At 37.1% G+C, this 23,176-nt stretch carries 13 protein-coding genes; all 13 read left to right on the forward strand.

What is annotated here, in order from left to right; genetic code table 11:
* The first annotated feature begins 179 nt into the window (after positions 1–179).
* The 13 genes from GJ691_RS03120 to GJ691_RS03180 all read left to right on the forward strand — a co-directional run bounded on the left by GJ691_RS03120 (position 180) and on the right by GJ691_RS03180 (position 22,899).
* A complete protein-coding gene (locus GJ691_RS03120; protein ID WP_154363632.1) occupies positions 180–1,805 on the forward strand; it encodes a DUF6377 domain-containing protein in 1,626 nt (541 codons plus the stop codon).
* Between the two features lie 279 nt (positions 1,806–2,084).
* The gene (locus GJ691_RS03125; protein ID WP_154363633.1) at positions 2,085–5,198 is read left to right on the forward strand and encodes a SusC/RagA family TonB-linked outer membrane protein; all 3,114 of its coding nucleotides are present in this window, start codon (positions 2,085–2,087) and stop codon (positions 5,196–5,198) included.
* Positions 5,199–5,215: 17 nt separating this feature from the next.
* Positions 5,216–6,727 (forward strand): RagB/SusD family nutrient uptake outer membrane protein, encoded by a 1,512-nt coding sequence (locus tag GJ691_RS03130; RefSeq protein WP_154363635.1) that lies wholly within the window; start codon positions 5,216–5,218, stop codon positions 6,725–6,727.
* A gap of 17 nt (positions 6,728–6,744) precedes the next feature.
* Positions 6,745–7,620, forward strand: a complete 876-nt coding sequence (locus tag GJ691_RS03135; protein ID WP_154363637.1) for a hypothetical protein — start codon at positions 6,745–6,747, stop codon at positions 7,618–7,620.
* Between the two features lie 222 nt (positions 7,621–7,842).
* The gene (locus GJ691_RS03140) at positions 7,843–9,273 is read left to right on the forward strand and encodes a glycoside hydrolase family 30 protein (protein WP_154363640.1); all 1,431 of its coding nucleotides are present in this window, start codon (positions 7,843–7,845) and stop codon (positions 9,271–9,273) included.
* Positions 9,274–9,297: 24 nt separating this feature from the next.
* Positions 9,298–11,058, forward strand: a complete 1,761-nt coding sequence (locus tag GJ691_RS03145; protein WP_154363641.1) for a cellulase family glycosylhydrolase — start codon at positions 9,298–9,300, stop codon at positions 11,056–11,058.
* A 95-nt stretch (positions 11,059–11,153) separates the two neighbouring features.
* Entirely contained in the window at positions 11,154–12,539 is a 1,386-nt protein-coding gene (locus GJ691_RS03150; RefSeq protein WP_246200101.1) for a glycoside hydrolase family 30 protein, read from the forward strand.
* A 35-nt stretch (positions 12,540–12,574) separates the two neighbouring features.
* On the forward strand, positions 12,575–13,627 hold the full coding sequence (locus GJ691_RS03155) for a glycoside hydrolase family 16 protein (RefSeq protein ID WP_154363643.1): 1,053 nt from the start codon (positions 12,575–12,577) through the stop codon (positions 13,625–13,627).
* 34 nt (positions 13,628–13,661) lie between these two features.
* On the forward strand, positions 13,662–15,311 hold the full coding sequence (locus GJ691_RS03160; RefSeq protein WP_154363647.1) for a glycoside hydrolase family 2 TIM barrel-domain containing protein: 1,650 nt from the start codon (positions 13,662–13,664) through the stop codon (positions 15,309–15,311).
* A 384-nt stretch (positions 15,312–15,695) separates the two neighbouring features.
* A complete protein-coding gene (locus GJ691_RS03165) occupies positions 15,696–17,360 on the forward strand; it encodes a M20/M25/M40 family metallo-hydrolase (RefSeq protein WP_154363650.1) in 1,665 nt (554 codons plus the stop codon).
* A gap of 75 nt (positions 17,361–17,435) precedes the next feature.
* Positions 17,436–17,792 carry a bleomycin resistance protein gene (locus GJ691_RS03170; protein ID WP_154363653.1) on the forward strand — a complete coding sequence of 119 codons (357 nt, stop codon included), beginning with the start codon at positions 17,436–17,438 and terminating at the stop codon, positions 17,790–17,792.
* A 986-nt stretch (positions 17,793–18,778) separates the two neighbouring features.
* Positions 18,779–19,972, forward strand: a complete 1,194-nt coding sequence (locus GJ691_RS03175; RefSeq protein ID WP_179955013.1) for a TlpA family protein disulfide reductase — start codon at positions 18,779–18,781, stop codon at positions 19,970–19,972.
* A gap of 215 nt (positions 19,973–20,187) precedes the next feature.
* A complete protein-coding gene (locus tag GJ691_RS03180; protein WP_154363657.1) occupies positions 20,188–22,899 on the forward strand; it encodes a glycoside hydrolase family 3 protein in 2,712 nt (903 codons plus the stop codon).
* Positions 22,900–23,176: the final 277 nt, after the last annotated feature.

Here is a 23,176-nt window from a genome sequence, read left to right on the forward strand (position 1 = left end):
AAATAAAATTTAACCTTAGCCATATTATTGAAAGTGACATTTATGAAACCCACTTCAAATATTTTTTAAATAACAATTTTGTCAGACTGTAAGACATTAGTTTTTTTATTAAATTTCTAAAATCGATATTCGTACATAATTGAATCGTAATGTATAAAATACCACTATATATAAATCTAATGCTATTCATTTTAGTAGCACCCGAGAATAACCAAAATGAATTAGACTCCTTGATTGTACGATTAGAACAGGAAATGGGTAAACGTGAAATTTACGATCAATTAAAGGAATCAAGAATTTCGAACCTGAAAACCCTTTTAGATGATGATAATATCAAGGGGGAGAACAGATATTTTATTACCAATGCCCTAATTACAGAGTATAGATACTATAGCTTTGATTCTACCTTACATTATATCGAGGATAATTTAGCATTCGCAAAAAAAATAGGGAAAGATAATTTTTTACAGGAATCAACTTTAAGGCTTGCCAAACTTTTAGCAACGTCCGGACGGTATGATGAGTCAATCAGTTTAGTTGGGGAAATAAACCCATCAAATTTATCTCAAGATTTAATTCAGGAATATTATATTATCAATAAAAGGTGTTATTCCGAACTTAGGGCAATTTCCAGAATCAAAAGCATCAGCGCAAAATATGATAAACTTTATAACGCCTATAAAGATTCCCTCAACTCCCAAGTAACAAATCTTGATAAGAATTCTAAATTGTATTTGGAGGTAACCGAACAAAACTTTAGGGATGAATTTAATACAAAAAAGGCCATGGAAGTTAATGCCAAAAGATTATCCTTGGCTCAAATGGGTACCAGGGAATATGCTTTAGTCGCCTTTAACAGGTCATATATGAGCTATGAGTTAGATGGTAACAGGGCAAATCAAAAAAAATTCCTCATTTTATCCGCTATTTCAGATATACAATCATCCGTAAAAGATAATGCCTCTTTAGCGAACTTAGCCATGATTTTGTTTGAGGAAGGGGATGTTGAAAGAGCCCATGATTATATCAGGTTCTCTTTTGAAGATGCCAAATTTTACAACTCCAAATTACGGTTTTTGGATATATCCAATGTTTTACCGGTGATTTCAAAATCTTATGAAATAAATAGCATTGAGCAAAGTGATAAACTAAAAAAACAGTTGATTTTCATTAGCCTTTTGTCCATAATTTTAATGGCCGCACTATTTTATATTTTTAAACAGTATAAGAGGATAAAATTGGGGAGGGAATATTTGAAAACTGCCAATTTACAGTTAAAGGATTTAAATGAAAAACTAAGCTTTTCGAATAGTGATCTTAAACGAATATACGAAGAGCTTTCAGAAGTTGACGCCATAAAAGAGCATTATATCGGCACATTTCTAAACTTATACTCGGAATATATAGATAAATTGGATGTATACCGGAAGACGGTACGGAAGTATATAATTACAAACAAAGTAAATGAACTACTCGAATTGACTAAATCTAAAAAGGTGGTCGATGATGAATTGAAAGTTTTCAACGCTAATTTTGATAAATCTTTCTTGCACATATATCCAAATTTTATCGAAAGCTTTAATGATTTGTTGAAAGAAGATGGGAAAATAAACATCAAACAAGAGGAAGCACTAACCGTAGAATTGAGAATTTTTGCTTTAATCAGGTTAGGCATATCAAACAGTGCCCAGATTTCAAAAATCTTAAGATATTCCGTAAACACCATTTACAACTATAGGGTTAAGGTCAGGAACAATGCAATTGACCGGGAATCGTTTGAGGATATGGTAAAAAAAATAATGTAATATTCAGACTGCATTAAATTTGGTAGCCATAAATTATTGAAATGTTATTTATATAGAATTTATTACTAGATTTTTACTGTGTTACGATTATATTCCAACTACTTTTTTCAAAAGATATGTTAAATGTATATACTTAATTAACAATTACTTAACAAATCGAGGAGCTGTTTTCAATCTACTTTTTTCATATATCCGATTGTACTTAAGAGGATACATGGTTTAATTTGTTTCGAACCTTTAATTCATTTAAGGGTCAAAAAACAATTAACCTAACTTAATATGAAAAAAAGTAATTTAAATTTAAAATCGTTCACGATTCTATTTATTATTTCATCATGGTTTTCTTTTGCACAGGAAATTCCCATATCAGGAATTGTAAATGACGGATCAGGCTTACCAGTGCCCGGGGCAAATGTAATTGTAGAAGGGACTACCATTGGTACAGTCACGGATTTTGATGGTGCTTTTACCATCAATACGGAAATTGGATCAACATTATCATTTAGTTATCTCGGTTATGTTACCCAAAGCATTGTTGTGAAGAACAGCGCAAGCATAACCGTTACCTTGACAGAAGACCTAGAACAACTTGATGAAGTGGTGGTGGTTGGTTATGGTACTCAAAAGAAGAGTGTTGTGACAGGTGCTATTTCCGGAGTTAAACAAAGTGAACTCGAAGATTTGCCTATCACTAGAGTAGAGCAAACTTTACAAGGTAGGGTTTCGGGTATGACCATTGCGTCAAATTCCGGACAGCCTGGATCCTCTTCTACCGTGAGGGTTCGTGGAATTACCACATTAGGTAGTAACGACCCCCTATGGGTGGTTGATGGTGTTGTCGTAGATGCTGGTGGAATCGGATTTTTAAATCAATCGGATATCGCTTCCATAGAAGTGTTGAAAGATGCCGCATCCCAAGCCATATATGGTGCAAGAGCAGCAACAGGGGTGATTCTTATTACGACCAAAAAAGGAAAGTCTGGCAAACTAAGTATAAACTACAATGGTTATACAGGATTTTCTTCAGCCGCCAGAAAATTGGATTTATTGAATGCTACTGAATATGCTACCTTATTAAATGAGAAATCTGTTAATGGCGGAGGAGATATTTTATTTTCAGACCCGGCCTCTTTAGGTGAGGGTACGGATTGGCAATCGGTTATTTTCAATAAAGGAGCCCAAAAGACAACCCACGAACTAAGTCTTAGTGGTGGGAATGATGTATCTAAATACTATGCTTCCTTTGGTTATACCGATCAGGAAGGTATCGTGTTGAGTGATATCTCCAATTATACCCGAAAAAACATACGATTGAATTCCACGCACAAGATTACCGATAAGCTTACTTTTGGCCAAACAGTTGGGTATTCCAATGAGAAGACTGTAGGAATCGGGAATACCAATAGTGAATTCGGGGGGCCATTATCTTCAGCAATCAATTTGGACCCCACAACACCAATCGTTGAAACGGATCCAATCCTTATAAATCAAGCCCCATATACGAATAACGGCGTAATGACCGATGCTAACGGAAACCCTTATGGTATTTCCAATTATGTTGCACAGGAAATGTCCAATCCATTGGCGTACCAACAAACCCTTTTAGGGAATTACAGTTGGGCAGACAATTTTGTGGGAAATGCCTATTTAGAGTTTGAGCCTATTGAAGGTTTGAAATTCAGAAGTACACTAGGTGGAAAGCTTGCTTATTGGGGCAGTTACGGTTATACGCCTGAATCTTATCTGAATGCCAGTAGTATAGTAACCCAAAATAATATATATAGGGTAACCAATAAAGGTTTTGGGTGGAACATTGAGAACACCGTTTCTTATACTAAATCCATTAGTGACCATAATTTCAGTGTGTTATTGGGTCAAGGTGTTTACATTGATAATATCGGTTCCGGTGAAAGTGTAACCTATTACGATATACCTGTAGACAGTTATAAGGATGCTTCTTTCAACTATGACATACCTACGGATCAAATAGATGCTTCCGCATGGACAAATACCGAGCATAAGGTAACTTCTTTATTTTCAAGATTGAATTATGATTTTAAAGAAAAATACCTATTGACCGCCATTATTCGTAGAGATGGATCTTCTCGTTTCGGCTCAAATAATAAATACGGTTATTTTCCTTCATTTTCTACGGGTTGGGTTCTTTCCAATGAAGAATTTTGGCCAGATAACAGTGGGGTCGATCAATTTAAGATCAGAGGTGGTTATGGTGTTACCGGTAATGACAACATCGGAGATTTTAAATATTTATCAACCATTGGCGATGGTAGAAACTATACCATCGGAACCTCAGGTTCAGTAACTATCGGTAATAGTCCTGATGCCCCTTCAAACCCAGACTTGAAATGGGAAGAAACAAGCCAGTTGAATATCGGTTTCGACTCAAGGTTGTTCAAAAATTTCACGGTTGCCTTTGATTGGTATAAAAAAGTAACAACAGGTATTCTTCAGGATGTCACCATTCCGGGATATGTCGGTGCCATTAGTAGCCCTACCGGGAATGTGGCGGATATGGAAAACAGGGGGGTCGATTTGGAACTGGGTTTCTCAAAACAATTTAATGAGTTCAACTTTTCTTTGAACGGAAACGTATCCTATTTGGAAAACGAGGTTACTTACCTAGGTAATGGTGTTGACTTTATTTCAGGAGGGGAAACGATACAATCGAGTACGTATCCAATTACAAGGACCGAAGTAGGCCAAACCGTAAATTCTTTCTATGGTTTTAAAACAAACGGTATTTTTCAAAATCAAGCAGAGATTGACAGCTATGTAAGTTCAAATGGAACGGTAATCCAACCTAATGCGCAGCCAGGGGATTTTAAATGGAAGGATCTGGATGATAACGGAACTATAGATTCTGATGATAGAATGTTTCTCGGAAATTCGATTCCTAAGTTTACATATGGTTTTACACTTAATTTAAGTTATAAGAATATAGACCTTTTGGTCTTTGGACAAGGAGCCGCAGGGAATAAGATTTTTCAAGGTTTAAGAAGGTTGGATATTGAAAACGCCAACTATCAAACTGCCGCTTTGGGAAGATGGGTAGGTGAAGGAACATCAAACTCCTATCCTAGACTAACGACCAACGATACCAATAATAACTTCTCCAATCCTTCTGATTTTTATCTTGAGGATGGTGATTATTTCAGGTTCAAGACGATCCAAGTTGGGTATACAATTCCGAAAGACCTGCTAAGCAAATATGGTATTGATAAATTAAGGATTTACTTAACAGGTGAAAACTTATTCACTTTTACGAAATATACAGGTTACGATCCAGAAATCGGGGGTGATGTTTTCGGAATTGACCGAGGGTATTATCCACAGGCCAAGACCAATCAAATTGGAATAAACTTACAGTTTTAATAAAAATATTTAAAGATATGACACTTAAAAAAATAAAGATTATATGTATTGGGCTCCCAATATTGCTTTTCATGGTATCATGCAGTAAAGAGTTTTTGGAAGTGGATCCGGAGGGGACTTCATTAGAAGAGAATTATTATAAAACTGCAGAGGAGGCTTATTCGGGTTTAGTTGCTGTTTACGATGTGATAGGAAAACAATCCAAAGGGTTCGAGAATATGATCGCATTATTGAATTCAGGATCTGATGATCACTATTGCGGTGGTGGTAGTTCATCCGATGGTTCACAATTGCAGGTTTTTTCCAATTATACCATTAGTGAAAGCACAGTTGCCGAAAGTTATTGGGACGATTTTTACCAAGGCATCTTTAGGGCAAATACACTTTTGACAAAACTCCCTGATGTTGATATGGATGAATCCCTAAAAGCAAGATATACGGCTGAAACCAAAGCTTTGAGGGCCATTTACTATTTTGAGTTGGTTAGACTGTTCGGGAATATACCCCTTATTACAACACCTTTGTCTACCGATGAATATTATACTGTAGTGCAGGCAGACCCAAGTGAGGTTTATGCCCAAATAGAAACGGATTTAAGTGAAGCTATTGATGATCTACCCGTAACATTGGAACTATCTTCAGAGGCTGGTCGTATAAGTCAAGGGGCTGCAAAAGCCGTTTTGGGAAAAGTGTATTTATTCGAAGGAAAGAACTCTGAAGCCGCCGAACAATTTGCAGATGTAAACGGTACACCGGGATCTACAAGTGCATATGGATATAAATTGCTTGATAACTTTTCAGATTTATGGGATGTAGATAATACTTATAATAGCGAAGCAATCATTGAAATAGCACATACCGATCAAAGTAATGCCGTTTGGGGCAATTGGGGCGCTGGAGACGATGAAGGCAACAGCTTGAATGTTATGGTAGGCCCTAGGGGATATGTACGAACTTCAGGTTCTACGGCACCTGATTATGCTGCGGGTTGGGGCTTTAATATTATAACACAAAGTCTATATGATGCTATGAATGGCGACCCAAGATTTGATTCAACAATTGAGGATTTACAATCCTATGTGGATGCGGGTGAAGTTGAATTGGAAGAAAGTTACCAATACACAGGCTATTACCTTAAAAAATTCATGCCTTTAAACTCTGATGTTTCAACTGGTGGAGGTGATGCTGTGCTTAACTATAAACAACATACGTATATGATACGTTTGGCCGATACCTATTTAATGGAAGCGGAAGCCTTAGGCGGGAGTGGAACACGTGCTCAAGCATTATTAGACGCCGTAAGGGCAAGAGTAGGGCTACCCTCTGTTCCTGTTTCGATTGATGCCATTTTAAGTGAACGTCGTTTGGAGTTGGCGGGCGAAGGCCATAGATGGTACGATTTGGTAAGAACGGGTAATGCAGCCAATACTTTGGCTGATAGAGGGTTTGTAGCTGGTAAAAATGAGATTTTACCTATTCCTTTAGCCGAATTGGAAAATACGCTACTAGAGCAAAATCCTAATTATTAATATTAAAACGAAATTTTATGAACTTTTATATAAAATTAAAAAACGTTGCTAGGTTTTTTACCTTGGGGTTGGCAACCGTAGTACTATTTTCTTGTCAACCAGAGGAGTGGGGCGATGGTAATGGTCTTTATGATACCGATTTAGATGCAAGTTTTACCATAACACCCGTTAGTGATTCGAATAATACCTATCTACTATCGGCCAATGGAAGTTATATCTCATCAAACTGGGATTTAGGAACAGGAGCTGGTTTTTATTCTGGAGGGGGAACCGAAGAAATATTCTTACCCGATGCTGGAACGTATTCCATTTCACATAAGGTCGTGGGTAAGGGAGGAGTCTCAGAAACCACATCCCAGGAATTGGAAGTCGAGGTATCCGACCCTGTAGCAGGAAACATAGTAAAAGGAGGGTTGTTTGAGGATGCTGATGACCACGCAGAATGGACCGTTTTAAACATTAGTGATTCTGGAGCTTACTGGACTTTTAATGAAGGTAGCGCAACTATTGTTGCGAGTGGCTGGAACCAACAAGCTATTTACCAAGCCATTGATGTTGTTGCGGATAAAGAGTATAAAATAGACATGGTTGTCTCTGGAGAAGGAAACGATGAAACCTGGTTCGAGGTAATGGCAAGTACCGTAGAGCCCATACAAGGGCAGGATTATGCAAATGATATTGTCATGGGATTGAATACTTGGGGAGGTTGTGGTACTGGGACGATCAGTGGTTTACTTTCTTCCGTAGGTTGTGTTGGTAATTCGTATTCAGACTCTATAAGCAATTCAGTGACATTTGACACTTCCGGAACAATCTATTTGGTAATTAAATGCGGGGGTAACCAAACTCCTGGTATTTCAATTTCCCGTGTTGAAATGAGAGGATCTAATTAATGGCATAAAAATTCAAAGGTTTTTGCACTGAGTTAGTTTTTGTTAAAAGCCCATATGCTTCATTGGATTGTATGTATATGGGCTTTAAATTTAGTGAAAACCTCAATGCCCTTCCTAATAATAGGGGATTGTAATTATTTTGTATACCATAGGTTCATATAAGTGACCAGTCATATTGGTTATTGTATTAACTAAATTCAATTAATAATTTAAAATTTTATCATGAATCACCCCTTTATACTTTTAATATGCGCTCTTTTTTTGGTCAAGTGCTCTTCAACCGATACAAGTTCCGATGCATCGGAGGTAACACCACCGGATCAATCTACGGCATATAGCGATGTGGATTTATACGTTACCAAACCTGATCAATCGGAGTTGTTTAATTTACAGGCAAACAAAGTGCCTTCGTATACTGAGAATGGCAATTTCTCAATTACCGTTGACCCCGAAACAACGTATCAAACAATGGACGGTTTCGGCTTTTCCTTAACGGGCGGTAGTGCATTGCATTTGAATGATATGTCCGATGCTTCAAGAGCTGAAATTTTAAATGAACTTTTTGATTCGGATAACATTGGTGTAAGTTATCTGAGAATCAGTATAGGGGCTTCCGATTTAGATGCGGAAGTGTTCTCTTATGACGATTTATCCGAAGGTGAAACCGATGAAAGCCTAGAGAGGTTTTCGATAGAAAAAGATAAAGAGAACCTGATTCCGGTTCTAAAGGAAATATTGGCGATCAACCCCAATATTAAAATAATGGGATCACCCTGGTCCGCACCAACTTGGATGAAAACGAACAATAATTCCATAGGTGGAAGTTTAAAACCCGAATATTATGCAGTATATGCAGATTACTTTGTAAAGTACATAAAGGCCTATGAGGCGGAAGGAATTACGGTAGATGCCATTACGGTACAAAACGAACCTTTGCATGATGGCAATAACCCCAGTATGTATATGGAAGCGATCGATCAAGCCGATTTTGTGAAAAACCACCTTGGTCCGGCTTTTGAAACCGCAGGTATACAGACTAAAATTATCGTTTGGGATCATAATGCGGATAATCCAAGTTATCCCATGACAATATTCGCTGATACCGAAGCGAATGAATACGTTGATGGTTCGGCCTTTCACCTATATGGGGGGTCTATTGATAATTTGAGTACAGTACATAATGCTTACCCTGATAAAAACCTGTATTTCACAGAACAATGGGTGGGTGTTAACAGTGAATTTGACGATAATCTACTTTGGCACACACGGGAATTGATTGTCGGTGCAACCCGTAATTGGTGCAAAACGGTTTTAGAATGGAATTTAGCTTCGAATTCCAATTTGGAAATACATACAGATGGAGGTTGTACCGAATGTTTAGGGGCATTGACCATTGATGGTGATACTGTAAAAAGAAATGTTGCTTATTACATTATCGCCCATGCCTCAAAATTTGTAAGACCGGGTTCGGTACGGGTCAGTTCAAACTATTCTTCCGATTTACCGAATGTAGCATTTGAAACCCCAAGTGGGGATATCGTTGTAATCGTCGTGAACAATACGTCAATAGATATGGCCTTTAATATAAAATCCCCTAGTGGTTCGATCTCGACATCATTGGATGCAGGTGCCGTTGGAACATATGTATGGTAATAGCCCTACTATAAAAATTCAGTAATGAAAAAATTATATTTTGGTTTAATAATATTTTGCTTGTTTTTAACATCATTCAATGATGCTTCTGCTCAAATGTTTTTGCATGCAGAGGGCCAGAACATTGTTGATGGGAATGGCAAGAACGTACTATTGCGGGGTTTAGGTCTTGGAGGATGGATGGTCCAGGAAGGTTATATGCTGCAAACGGGAAAATTCGCAGGGCCTCAACATGTTATCAGACAAAAAATAGAAGACCTTATCGGTAAGGAAAAAACAGAGATATTCTATGAAGCTTATTTAGCCAATGGCGTAACCAAAAGAGATGTGGATTCCTTGGCCAGTTGGGGTTTTAACTCCATTAGGTTACCCATGCATTATAACTTATTTACACCACCCATCGAGGATGAAAAAAATGATGGGATCACTTGGATCGAGAAAGGATTTCAAATGACGGATGATGTACTGAAATGGTGTAAGGAAAATCAAATGTACCTTATCTTGGATTTACATGCCGCACCAGGCGGACAAGGGAACGATGCCAATATATCCGATTACGATACATCCAAACCATCCCTGTGGGAAAGTGAAGCCAATCAAAGAAAAATGATTGCTTTATGGCAAAAACTGGCAAATCGGTATAAAGATGAACCATGGATTGGGGGTTACGATATAATCAACGAACCCAATTGGAATTTTACAGAAGAAGATAAAAACGGCTGTGATGAAAAATTGAACGCCCCATTAAGACAGCTAATGGTTGATATTACCAAAGCTATTAGGGAGGTGGATCCCAATCATATAATTTTTATTGAAGGTAATTGTTGGGGAAATAATTACGAAGGTATTTTTCCGCTTTGGGACGATAATACGGTATTAAGTTTCCATAAATACTGGAATTTCAACACAAAGGAATCCATCCAGGAATTCTTGGACTACAGAAAGGAATATAATGTGCCCATTTGGTTGGGTGAAAGTGGTGAAAACTCAAATGTTTGGTTTAAAGAGGCCATTCATTTAATGGAAGCCAATACTATTGGCTGGGCATTTTGGCCCATGAAAAAGGTGGATAATATAGCTGGGGTAACTTCGGTTACCAAAAATCCCGGTTTTGAAATTATTCTCAACTATTGGAAAAATGGAGGAGAGAAGCCTTCTGAAGAATTTGCGTTCAATGCATTAATGCAATTGGCCGAAAATTACAAGATGGAAAACCTCACCATAAAACCCGATGTTATTGATGGCATGTTTCGACAAGTCAATACGAACACCACCAAACCTTATAAAAAAAACAGTATTCCGGGAATCATATACGCAACGGAGTACGATTTAGGAACAAATGGCCATGCCTATCTGGATAAGGATTTTATTAATTATAGGGTAGACACCGGTATACGTGTTTCATGGAATAAAGGAAATAAAATGCGGAATGACGGTGTTGATATCCAAACTTGTAATGATCGAAATTCAAATGGGTATGAAGTTTTTGATATTCAGGAAGGTGAATGGTTGCAATATACCGTTACGGCAGAGACCGAAGGGGCCTTCGATGTTTCAATAAGATACTCGAGTAAAGTTACGGAAGGGGCTTATCATTTGGAAAACGATAAAAGGCACATATCAAACGTATTCATACTACCTAAAACTACAAATGACGGTGCAATTTATGAAACCATGACCATTGAAAATATAAAATTGTCAAAGGGGAAAAATAAAATCAAATTGGTCTTTGATAAGGGTGGCGTCATTTTAAACTATTTGGAATTTAAAAGAAAGAAAGGATGAAAAATAAATATTTTGTTTCCATGGCAATATTTGTGCTGATGGTATCTTGTAACAATTCAAAAAAAGAGGCATTGAAAGTACCGGACGATAAAGGCATGGAAAAGGTAACAAGGTCCCTTATTGACCAAAAAGTCGAAGTATACACAACTGCGAAAGACACCGATTTTAGATTGTCGAAAACAAATGAAAATGTATTTGTGAATTCGACCCAACCCACCGAAGCGGAAATTTCCGTTTTTGTAAACCCCGATAAAACCTTTCAAGAATTTTTAGGTATCGGTGGGGCGATTACAGATGCAGCTGCAGAGGTGTTTTCGACCTTAGGCAAAGACAAACAAGAAGAATTTTTAAAAGCCTATTATTCCGATGAAGGAATAAACTACAATATCATAAGAACGAGTATCCATAGCAGCGACTTTGGATTAGGAAGCCATACTTACATAGAAGAAGGTGATAAGGATCTTAAAACATTTTCCATAGAAAAAGACAAGGTAAAGCGCATACCAATGATCAAACGGGCAAAAGCCCTGATTAAAGAAGATTTGGTCTTCTATGCAAGCCCTTGGAGCCCCCCGGCTTTTATGAAAACCAACAACGACATGTTGCATGGCGGCAAATTATTGCCGGAATACAACCAGGCGTGGGCAAACTACTATGTGAAATTTATTGAAGCTTATGAAGCAGAGGATATTCCGGTTTGGGGCGTAACCATCCAAAATGAACCAATGGCTGTTCAACGTTGGGAGTCCTGCATTTATACTGCGGAGGAAGAACGCGATTTCTTGAAAAATTATTTAGGCCCAACATTCGAAAAAAGTGGGTTGGGAGATAAGAACATCGTGGTATGGGACCATAACAGGGATTTAATATCACAAAGGGCAAATACTATTTTTGAAGACCCGGAAGCAATGAAATATGCTTGGGGAATCGGATTTCATTGGTATGAAACATGGGCAGGTGGCGAACCTAAATATGACAACTTAAAGAATATCAAAGAATCGTTTCCAACTAAAAATCTGTTGTTTACAGAAGGCTGTCAAGAGCAGTTTGACCCAACGCAATACCAAAGGTGGTCTAATGCAGAACGTTATGGCAACTCTATGATCAATGATTTTAATAGTGGAACAGTTGGATGGACCGATTGGAATATCCTATTGAATGAAAATGGAGGTCCAAATCATGTTCAGAATTTTTGCTTTGCACCAATACATGCCGATACCACAACAGGGGAATTGATTTATACACCCTCTTATTTCTATATAGGTCATTTTTCAAAATTCATTAAAAAAGGAGCTTTAAGGGTAAGTACAACTACAAGCAGAAGTACCCTTGAAAGCACTTCGTTCCAAAATCCGGATGGACAGATTGTAACCGTAGTAATGAATAAAACAGATGACAGTATTCAGTATAAATTACTTGTGAACGAATTTGAAACAATTAATACAATCCCACCACATTCAATGCAATCTTTGGTTTATTAAAGACCTTATTCTTTCAACTAATAAATAATAAAACAATGAAAAATATAATCTATTTGGTACTTACGGCAATGCTATTATCATTTCTATCTTGTAGTAGTGAGAATGAAGTTGATGAGCCCAGTATTCCAACGAACCTATCAATATCCGGTGTTAAATTTGGTGCGGATGGGAATAATCCCAATGGAGATGGTAGCGGGGTTGTTGACTTCACAATCACAGCTACAAATGCAACTTCATATAAGGTTTTAATTAATAATGAAACGCTGGAACTTACTCAAAATACCTTTAGCTACACCTTTACACAAAGTGGTACAAATGACTATTCAATTATAGTTTCAGCATATAATTCCGCAGGATTTTCAAGTACTACTTACTCAATAACAGTCTATGTATATAGTGAATTGCAATTGGTTTGGTCAGATGAATTTGATACAAATGGAGCACCAAGTCCCTCCAATTGGGGTTTTGACACAGGAGCTGGGGGTTGGGGTAACAATGAGTTACAGACCTATACGGATAATTTGGAAAATGCCGTGGTTGAAGATGGCGTTCTTAAAATTATTGCCAAAGATGATGGAAATGGCGGTTATACTTCGGCAAGAATAAAATCCCAAGGATTGCAAAAATTTACCTATGGTAGGATTGAAGTAAGGGCCAAACTTCCTGCATCCCAAGGTACTTGGCCTGCAATATGGATGTTAGGATCTAACTTTTCCAGTGTTGGCTGGCCAAATTGTGGTGAAATGGATATCATGGAGCAAACCGGTTGGGACAAAAATACGGTACTGGGAACTTTCCATTGGCAAGACAGTGCAAGTGATTCGTATGCTGGTTATGGCTTGGAAACAGAAGCCCCTACCTCAACATCGGAGTATCATCTTTATTCATTGGAATGGACTCCTGAGGTTATTTATGTGCTTTATGATGATGAGCCTTATGTAACGTTAACAAATAACGACAGCCTACCGTTCAATGCCGATTTCTTTATCATATTGAATATAGCCATGGGAGGTGATCTTGGAGGGGACGTGGATCCATCTTTTACTCAAGATACTATGGAGATCGATTATGTAAGGGTATATCAATAATAAAAAAATAGAATCCAATATATAATAGAATTGTATGAAACTTAATTTGAACTTGATCGCTATTTTATTTTTGCTAATAGCTGTAAACGGGTATTCCCAATCAAAAACCAAAATTGAATTAAAAGATAATTGGTACCATCTAAATGGTGAAAAATATTTCATTAAGGCCATTGGTTATGAAATAGGTGCCCGTCCAGGTCAACATCCATATGAGGATGAGAAAAAGGATGAATTGGAATTGATGAAGTTCGACCTTGAAAAAATCAAGGAAGGCGGTTATAACACCATTAGAACTTGGAGCCAATATTCAGAAACTCAATTGAAACTTGTTCAAGAATCCGGTTTAAAACTTATTATGGGATTGGAAATAAACCCAGAAGCAGATTATGGGGATCCAAAATTCATTAATGAAAGTGTAAAAGAGGTAAAAAGGTTCTTGAAATATGCAAAAAACTATGATTGTATCATTTCGTATTTGGTTATCAATGAGCCCCAAACAGATCATATACATAGTGTAACGGGCAAGGCCTTTGTGGATCTAATGCAACTTCTTGTTGATACCATTCATGAAAACCATCCAGGGATCCCTGTTACATTATCCGCAAATGCGATGATCAGTGATTATATGGATGAAAGTTTGTTCGATGTGTACGCTTACAATTGTTATGACCACAATGAAGGGCAAACAGCAACAATGGGTTTTAAGGATTACATTAAAGGATTGAATGAATTAAATGGATTGGACAAGCCTTTTATAACTACGGAGTTCGGTTATTCGGTTTCACCGGAAGGAGGCAACGGACAGTATGGTTCAAACACCTTAAAACAGCAAAGTGATGGCCTGATCTCCAATTATCGAGATCTTATTGATGCTGGAGCCGTAGGAATGTGCCCATTTTACTATGCTGACGGCTGGTGGAAAGGTGGCGATAAAAACAAACACAACATTAATCAACCGGAAGAATGGTTTGGATTCTGGGGGTATAAAGACCTGAATGACAAATATGGTTCCCCACGGCCGGTTTGGTATGCCATGAGGGATTATATGAAAGGACTGATCATAAGTCCAAAAAACAAGTCCATACATACAAAAACGCAAATACCGCTGGAATTATTTAATGATAAGGAGGTTAAAAAAGTTGTTGTAAAGTATTTGGACGAGGTTATTTACTCTAAAAACATTGAAAGGGAAGGTTATTTTGCCGATCAAATAACAATTGCCCCGGATGGTATAGAAGACATGGAGCTTGCTTTTGAATTTTATGACAAAAACAATACCGTTATAAAAAACGAATCCATTATGATCCTGGCCTCAAAATCGGCTTTTGAATTGCCAAAACTTACCATTGAGGTAACTCCTGACAAGGATTTAAATGATGGAAGTATAGGACGAATCAAAACAAAAATAGAAACCAAGGATAATTTTAAATTAGTGGGGGATCTAAAACTAAGTTTCAATACCCACCTTGGATGGGATGTTGGGCCACAGGCAACGTTTTCTATAAACGACCAATTGGGTCAAAAGATAATTACAGCTGAGAATTTCTTTAACATTCCCGATAATTCTTGGGTAGTAAATGCTTCCGCCGGAATTTTTGTCCAATATGGTAAGTTCATATATAAGATCCACGACCAAAAGATAATTTTCAGAGGCAATTGGGCCAATGAAGTAGGAAGAAAATAAACAAGGGATAGTTCAACCTCAGAATACTTAAGAAACAATTGCATGCCTCACTCGAAGGTTAGCTAGCTATGTGGAAAAATCACTGGTTTTAAGGCATATATTATTTAATCCGTAAAAGATATATGACATTAGGAAGGAATGGATGCACCGACTAAAAACCTACATGGTATTACTATGGATTCAAAAGAAGGTGTGCCTTTCCTTAAGAATGAAACCTATTACTTTTTTAGGTCGTTACTATATTCCTTAACCACCTTGTTTCCCAAGGCTTCAAGTTTAATATTTGGTATAACCCAAGTAAAGTCATCACCATTTGATTTCCTGTCTTTACGTAATGTGTTTTAAGTATTAAAACTGTACTTTTATTTGAATAAAACCATCAGAATGATATTTACTTCAAGACCCTCGATTTTCATTGTGTTTTTTTTAATTGTCCTCACTGCCTGCAAAAATGAAAACAATGCTTTGGATGCTGAGAACACCATTAATTCAACTGATTTTGAAAAACATTTAATAACCCTTTCTTCCGATGAATTTCAAGGAAGGAAACCTTTCACCATTGGCGAGGAAAAATCAGTGAATTATATTGCCAATGAATTCAAGAAAATGGGGATCAAAGGTGCTTATGGGGATAGTTATTTCCAGAATGTTCCTTTGGTAGAAATGAATTTCACCCCGGATAATGAAATTTCGATAAACACAAAAGGTGGAGAAGTTGTTTTAGAAAAAACCACGGATTACATTGCAAAAACACCTTACCTTGATGATACCGTAGAGATTAAAGATTCCGAAATTATCTTTGCGGGTTACGGCATTGTTGCACCTGAATATAATTGGAACGATTATGAAGGTATTGATGTAAAAGGGAAAACTGTTTTAGTACTGGTGAACGATCCCGGTTTTGCCACCCAAAACCCAGAATTATTCAAAGGAAATTCAATGACCTATTACGGTCGTTGGGCATACAAATACGAAGAAGCCGCAAGGCAAGGTGCAAAAGGCATTATGGTGATCCACTCCACGAAACCTGCAGGTTACGGATGGCAAGTTTTAACGAATACGTCCAGTTCTGGTATTTCACTTCAAGCCAAAGATAAGAACCACTCCAAATGTGCTTTGGAAGGTTGGATTACAGATACTGCCTGTAAGAATTTATTCGAAAAATCAGGTTTAGACTTTGATGAGTTGGCCAAACAAGCCATGTCAAACGAATTTAGAGCAGTCAGTTTAAATTGTAATCTAAACCTCACGATCAAAACCGAATTGAAATTCCAAAACAGTAGAAATGTCGTTGGAATCATAGAAGGTACCGAAAGAGCCGATGAATGTATCGTTTACAGTGCGCATTGGGATCATTTCGGTATTGGCCCAAAACATGACGGCGACTCAATTTACAATGGGGCCATGGACAATGGAACCGCGTTGGCTGCCATGCTTGAAACGGCCAAAGCCTTTGCCAACTTAAAAGAGAAACCTAAAAGATCAGTTGTTTTTCTATCTATTACAGCCGAAGAAACCGGTATGACAGGATCTGCCTATTATGCGCAAAACGGTCTCTTCCCTCCTGAAAAAACAATTGCCAACTTAAATTACGAATTGCTATTGCCCATGGGTAAAATGAAAGATGTGACCATTACCGGTTTTGGGCAATCCGAATTGGATGATTATGTAGCCGAATCCGCTAAAGAACAAGATCGATATATCGTTGAAGAGGCGTTTCCTGAAAATGGAATGTACTACCGGTCCGATCATTTTAGCTTTGCCAAAGTCGGTATCCCTTCGTTATTTATAAAAGGTTGGCAAGACAGTAGGGAACATGGTAAGGATTGGGCCAAGCAACAGGTTAAAAACTATTGGGCAACGGCATACCATAAACCGGCAGATGAGTACCATCCGGAAACATCGGATTTAGAAGGTTGTATTGAAGATGCCAAATTGTTTTTTAAAATTGGTTATAAGTTGGCCAATGAAGATAGCTACCCCAATTGGAATGAAAAATCGGAATTCAAAGCGATTAGGGACAGGTCACTTTTAAACCTTAAAAATTAGGGATTCTTGTAGTGTCCCATTTTTATAATCATTCAAAGCTTTCAAACTTATAAAAGTTCAAATAAAGGATCAACCATGTTTACAGAAATCAGTCCAAAAATACCGATGCACAGCAAGGCAACTACCAAGGATTTTTATTTACATCAATTAGGTTTTGAAGAACTTGGAAACACTGAATACGAAGGTTATCTAATATTGAAAAAGGACAAAATCCAAATTCATTTTTTTGAATTTAAGACACTTGACCCAAAAGAAAATTATGGGCAAGTTTACATAAGGGTCGATGATATCGAAAAGTATTATCAATGGTTGTTGGCCAAAGGGACTACTATTCATCCTAATGGAAGTCTACAGGCAAAGCCTTGGGGACAAAAAGAATTTTCAGTTCTTGATCCTGACAATAACTTACTGACTTTCGGGGAAAGTATTTAAATGATAAGCTAAAGTTCAAATAAATGATTATAAAATACAGCGATATCGTTCTAATTTAGGTGTGTAAAGATGTAGTTACATCTATCTTAACAAGTTACCAACTATTTTGAAAAATTTGAAATTTAAAAGATGGACAAGAAACTTAAAGTAATTGAATTCAATAAAAAAAAGAAGCTAGTCGATTTTGTAAATGAGAACTCGGAAAAGCTTGATATTCTTCAAATAACTAGTAGTTGTGAAGGAATTTCTCATTACCACTTTTTATGGTATTACCAGAAATAATAGCTGGAATAAAAACTCAACTAGATTCTTAAAAAGTTTGAGTCAGAACGTAAATGGACTTTTCTCAAACATAACTTTTGTGTTGTAGCCTTCCCCTTTTTTCCTGCAGTTCAATATTTAAAATCAGTATCTTTATAATAGTTCAAATAAGGGATGAGATATAAAAGTTCCCTTAGCTAGAACTGCTTAGTTTTCTAAAACTACCATAGAGTTGTCACTATTCTTAAAATATTGGAATTAAGTGATTTAATTTCAAAATTGGCTGTAATTTATAACCTAAGGGTAATGTTTTATAGCCGATATAGATTACGTAATCTATTTTTACATTATCCCCTGTGCTTGCTGAAAGAAAATAAGTTTATAATTTCTGTCATTTGATAGCATTGCGTATAAACGGAATGGAAAGTGGGATTTACAAAATCAAAACATTTATTTAGATATATATAATAAGGGTTGTAAGATGCCGGATCGGCACAAACGGGGGAGGTAGGAGGCTCGGAGTGAATCCCTCCCTGTCTTCTCGACGTTCAACTGTTACCTTTTTAGCTTGTAAAAATCATTAACCATAATTCAATTACATGAAATTCAGTGTTGTTTTGTTACTCAGTATTTACCTCCTATGTATCATACAAGGCTGCTCAAATGAGAAAATCTTCAAATTACCCATAACATTCCAAGAGGGGTATGGACCTTTTGATTCGGCCATGGTAGGAATATCACCATATTCAGATAATGAAAATGACCCTTGGAAGAAAACATATCTAAAAACATCCGGAATACCTAAAAACTGGACTGATGTTAAAATTGGAGATGTAGATACAGATATATACCAATCCGTATATCAAAACTATTATTTAGGGAATATTACAAAAGAAAGGTATGAGGAATTACAAAAAACATGGAATTGGGAGCCAGACTCGATTAATTTATCGAAAAAACCTATAAAATCTAAAATAGCTTTTGCCTTTGGGAGAGATACTGTTGGCGAACTGCAAATGATAGTCGACGCAAATAATAATCATGATTTTAGTGATGACGATATTTTTAAACCTAAGGAAGTCAACCCGAAGCGTAATATCAATAATGATTCATTAGTAAAGAGTAGCGCCATCAAAGTGAGTTTTGAGCAATTTTCAAATGATAAGATAATCCAAGTTAGTGCTCCACTTTTAATCGTGCACATGAAACAATACAACATGTTCTTGAGCAATTTCGCGCAATATGCAACGGCAAGATTTCAAGGGGAGGAAATAGCTATTTCGTCTAACGATTTTACAAATTTGTCGTATGACAAAGTAGGCATTATAAAGGTTGGTGACTTGATTGAAAAAGGAGAAAAGGCCGATTACCAAAGTTTGATCGCAAAAAATGAATTTCTTGAAATTGAAAATGGTATCTATAAAAATTTAGGTGTAAAAAAGAACGAAAATGTATTGGTATTAGAAAAAATGGATTTACCCAAAAGCAAATTGCCCTCTACCCAAATTGGATTTAAGGCTTATGATTTTTCTGGGGATGATTTCAAGACAAAAACTCCAATTACATTAGACAGTTTTAAAGGAAAATACGTATTTCTTGACTTTTGGGCCACTTGGTGTGGTCCCTGTATCCAGGAAATGCCTAACCTAACTGATTTATATGAAAACATTGACAAGTCGAAGTTTGAAATCATTGGCATTGTTGGCGATAGTCCAGCAGAAGATTTAGAAAAAATGATAAATAAGCATTCAATATCTTGGCCTCAAATTATATCAAATGAATCAAATAAAATAAAAGAAACCTATGGTATAGGTGGATATCCAACAACGTTTCTTCTAAATCCCAATGGAATTATCGTGGCAAAAAATTTAAGAGGGAAGGAATTGGAAAAGAAAGTCACTGATTTAATGAATGAATAAAACCGGCACCTAACACCTATAAACATTAAAATGCATGGATTTATTACAAGTCCGATCGGAAGTGGGGGCGAAATTTTTAATAGATACGGCCATATGAAGTTTTCCTATTTAGGCTTCACGCGTACATCGTACAATGAATCTTTAAAAATGGTTACCCTTAATAAAGTTCAAATAAAGGATTTTATTATGTGCCCAACATTGAAAAACAAAGAATTATGAAAAATTACTTAGCAACATTACTAATTACTTTAATAACACTGCCAGTTTGCAGTCAGGTAGCATCAAACCAAACCCATAAGTTCATGGATGTTAACTTGGACTTTGAAACAAGGGCCAAAGATTTGGTTAGCCTAATGAACCTAGATGAAAAGATTGCACAATTAGGAGACCACGCTCCCGCTGTTCCTCGTTTAGGTGTTCCCGAATATAACTGGTGGAACGAATGTTTACATGGAGTGGCTCGTTCAGGGGTATCCACCATGTTCCCTCAAGCTATTGGTATGGCTGCTTCGTTTGATCCTGCCATGATGAAGAAAGTTGCCGATGTAATTAGTGATGAAGCACGTGCAAAACATCATGATGCAGTTCGCAAAGGAAATTTTGATAGATATTATGGATTAACTTTCTGGTCACCTAATATCAATATTTTCAGGGATCCGCGGTGGGGTAGAGGTCATGAAACTTATGGAGAAGACCCATACCTAACAGGTCAAATGGGAATGCAGTTTGTAAAAGGACTTCAAGGCGATGATCCTAAATACATGAAGCTTGTTGCTACCCCAAAACATTTTGCAGTGCACAATGGTCCAGAACCCGATAGGCATGTTTTTAATGTAACACCCAATTCGCGCGATCTGTGGGAAACCTATTTACCTGCGTTCGAAAATTTAATTGTAGATGCCAAAGCATATTCCATAATGGGAGCTTATAACCGTGTAGACGGAGAGTCGGCTTGTGCAAGCTGGTTACTTCTTGAAGATATTTTACGTAACAAATGGAAGTTTCAGGGCTATGTCGTTTCCGATTGTGGCGCTATTAGAGACATTCATGCCTTTCATAAAATAGTTAATACTCCAGAGGAAGCTGCTGCCATTGGAGTGCGTAAAGGCTGCGATTTAAACTGTGGGTCTGTATATCAAAATCATTTAAAAAAGGCAGTTGAAATGGGTTTAATTGACGAAGGTGAGATTGATTTGTCCTTATATCGTTTGGTACTGGCAAAAATGAAATTGGGCATGTTCGATCCAGCCGAAACTGTACCTTATGCCAATATTCCTATTGAGGTCAATGATAGTAAATCCCATAATGAAATGGCTTTGGTTATGGCTCAGAAATCAATGACTTTACTGAAGAATGATGGTATCCTTCCTTTGAATAAGAATAAGCTGAAAAGAATTGCATTAGTAGGTCCGAACGCAGATAATATCAAGGCTTTACGCGGCAACTATTTTGGAAAAGCTTCACACCTTGTTACGGTGAAAGAGGGGATAGAAAATGCCGTAGGTAAAGATGTTGAGGTGACTTATTCTCAAGGTGTACCCATGGTAATACCTGATATCACTAATAAAGACTTTCCAATAATTGAAGCAAAGTACTTATCTACTGTTGATGAGAATGGGGAAACTATAGAAGGTTTAACGGGGCATTATTTTAATAACATGAAACTAGAAGGCGAAGCCGATTTTATAAGAGTGGATTCTCAAATAAAGTTCAAATGGCCTAGCGAAACATCACCAACAAGTACTGAAGTCGCCCAGGGAATTATAAGTCCTGATAAAGCGATTCGGAATGATGCTTTTTCGGTCAGTTGGACAGGTAAATTGCAAGTTCCACTGACAGGTACTTATAAGCTGAGTGTAGCTTCAGATGATGGATGTAGGCTTTGGGTCGATGGAAAAAAGATTGCCGATGGTTGGACAAATCAATCCTTAACTCCTTATTTTGGGGAAATTCAATTGAAGAAAGGACAATCCTATGATATTAAGGTAGACTATTACGAAAACACGGGGGATGGAGAGGTAAACCTTATTTGGGAAACACCAGAGTATATTGCTAGGAACACGATTGATCCTACCCTAATATCCAAAGAAACATTATCCGAAGTTAAAAATGCAGACGTTGCCATATTTGTTGGTGGATTGGATGCATCGTGGGAAGGTGAAGAAATGAGAGGACGTGATAATATTGAAGGCTTTAACCGTGGTGATCGAACTAAAATTGAACTACCACAAACCCAGTTAAGGGCTTTGAAAGCGATGAAAGATACTGGAACACCAGTCATATTTGTTTTAATGTCCGGTAGTGCCATATCTTTCGATGGTTTGGAAGACGAATTGGATGCAATCCTAATGGCTTGGTACCCTGGACAACGAGGGGGAGATGCCGTAGCTGACGTGTTATTGGGTAATTATAATCCTGCAGGTCGACTACCCGTTACGTTCTACTCATCAACGGATGAATTGGCAGGTTTTAAGGATTATAATATGCGTGCCGGTAAAGGGTTTACTTATAGGTATTATACCGGTGAGCCATTATATCCATTTGGACATGGCCTGAGTTATTCCCATTTTGAATACACTAAGCTAAGTACCGATAAAACCAAACTAAAGAGCACTGATAAGCTTTCTGTATCGGTAAATGTTAAAAATACAGGAAAATTTGATGGGGAAGAAGTCGTACAGCTCTATGTTAAAGATGTAAAATCAGATACGTGGATGCCTGTAAAACAAATGCGAAAGTTTGAACGTATAGCCCTTAAAAAAGGTGAAACAAAAACCGTTCGATTTACATTGGATATAAAAGAGGACTTCCGCTATTTTGATGCTATGTATCGTGAATATAAGGTGGAACCAGGTGAATTTGAAATTCAGGTGGGAGCTTCCAGTAAAGACATTCGATTGAAAGAAATCGTCACTGTTAAGGAATGAAATTCCTGCGGGGACAAGTAACATTTAATGACCAAAGAGTTATAAATATATTTCACCGAAAAGGAAACAATGAGATGCTGAAAACACCTCAGATGAATTTTAAATCTAAACTTGATAAAAGGAACCTAATCTGTAAGCTTCCCCTAAATAGAACTGCTTAGTTTTCTAAAACTTCATTAAGTTGACCTCCTCCCATATTATGTACCGGTCAAAAGTAGAGAATCCGGGCTATTTTGATTCTTTTCGATATACTCGTTGGGGGACATGTCCCCCAACG

The organism is Maribacter luteus (assembly GCF_009674825.1).
GTDB classification, from domain to species: domain Bacteria; phylum Bacteroidota; class Bacteroidia; order Flavobacteriales; family Flavobacteriaceae; genus Maribacter_A; species Maribacter_A luteus.

Coding starts and splice junctions, on each gene's coding strand:
- GJ691_RS03120 (WP_154363632.1), top strand. CDS start 180: ATGCTATTCATTTTAGTAGCACCCGAGAATAACCAAAATGAATTAGAC.
- GJ691_RS03145 (WP_154363641.1), top strand. CDS start 9,298: ATGAAAAAATTATATTTTGGTTTAATAATATTTTGCTTGTTTTTAACA.
- GJ691_RS03180 (WP_154363657.1), top strand. CDS start 20,188: ATGAAAAATTACTTAGCAACATTACTAATTACTTTAATAACACTGCCA.
- GJ691_RS03155 (WP_154363643.1), top strand. CDS start 12,575: ATGAAAAATATAATCTATTTGGTACTTACGGCAATGCTATTATCATTT.
- GJ691_RS03170 (WP_154363653.1), top strand. CDS start 17,436: ATGTTTACAGAAATCAGTCCAAAAATACCGATGCACAGCAAGGCAACT.
- GJ691_RS03165 (WP_154363650.1), top strand. CDS start 15,696: ATGATATTTACTTCAAGACCCTCGATTTTCATTGTGTTTTTTTTAATT.
- GJ691_RS03175 (WP_179955013.1), top strand. CDS start 18,779: ATGGTAGGAATATCACCATATTCAGATAATGAAAATGACCCTTGGAAG.
- GJ691_RS03140 (WP_154363640.1), top strand. CDS start 7,843: ATGAATCACCCCTTTATACTTTTAATATGCGCTCTTTTTTTGGTCAAG.
- GJ691_RS03160 (WP_154363647.1), top strand. CDS start 13,662: ATGAAACTTAATTTGAACTTGATCGCTATTTTATTTTTGCTAATAGCT.
- GJ691_RS03135 (WP_154363637.1), top strand. CDS start 6,745: ATGAACTTTTATATAAAATTAAAAAACGTTGCTAGGTTTTTTACCTTG.
- GJ691_RS03125 (WP_154363633.1), top strand. CDS start 2,085: ATGAAAAAAAGTAATTTAAATTTAAAATCGTTCACGATTCTATTTATT.
- GJ691_RS03150 (WP_246200101.1), top strand. CDS start 11,154: ATGGAAAAGGTAACAAGGTCCCTTATTGACCAAAAAGTCGAAGTATAC.
- GJ691_RS03130 (WP_154363635.1), top strand. CDS start 5,216: ATGACACTTAAAAAAATAAAGATTATATGTATTGGGCTCCCAATATTG.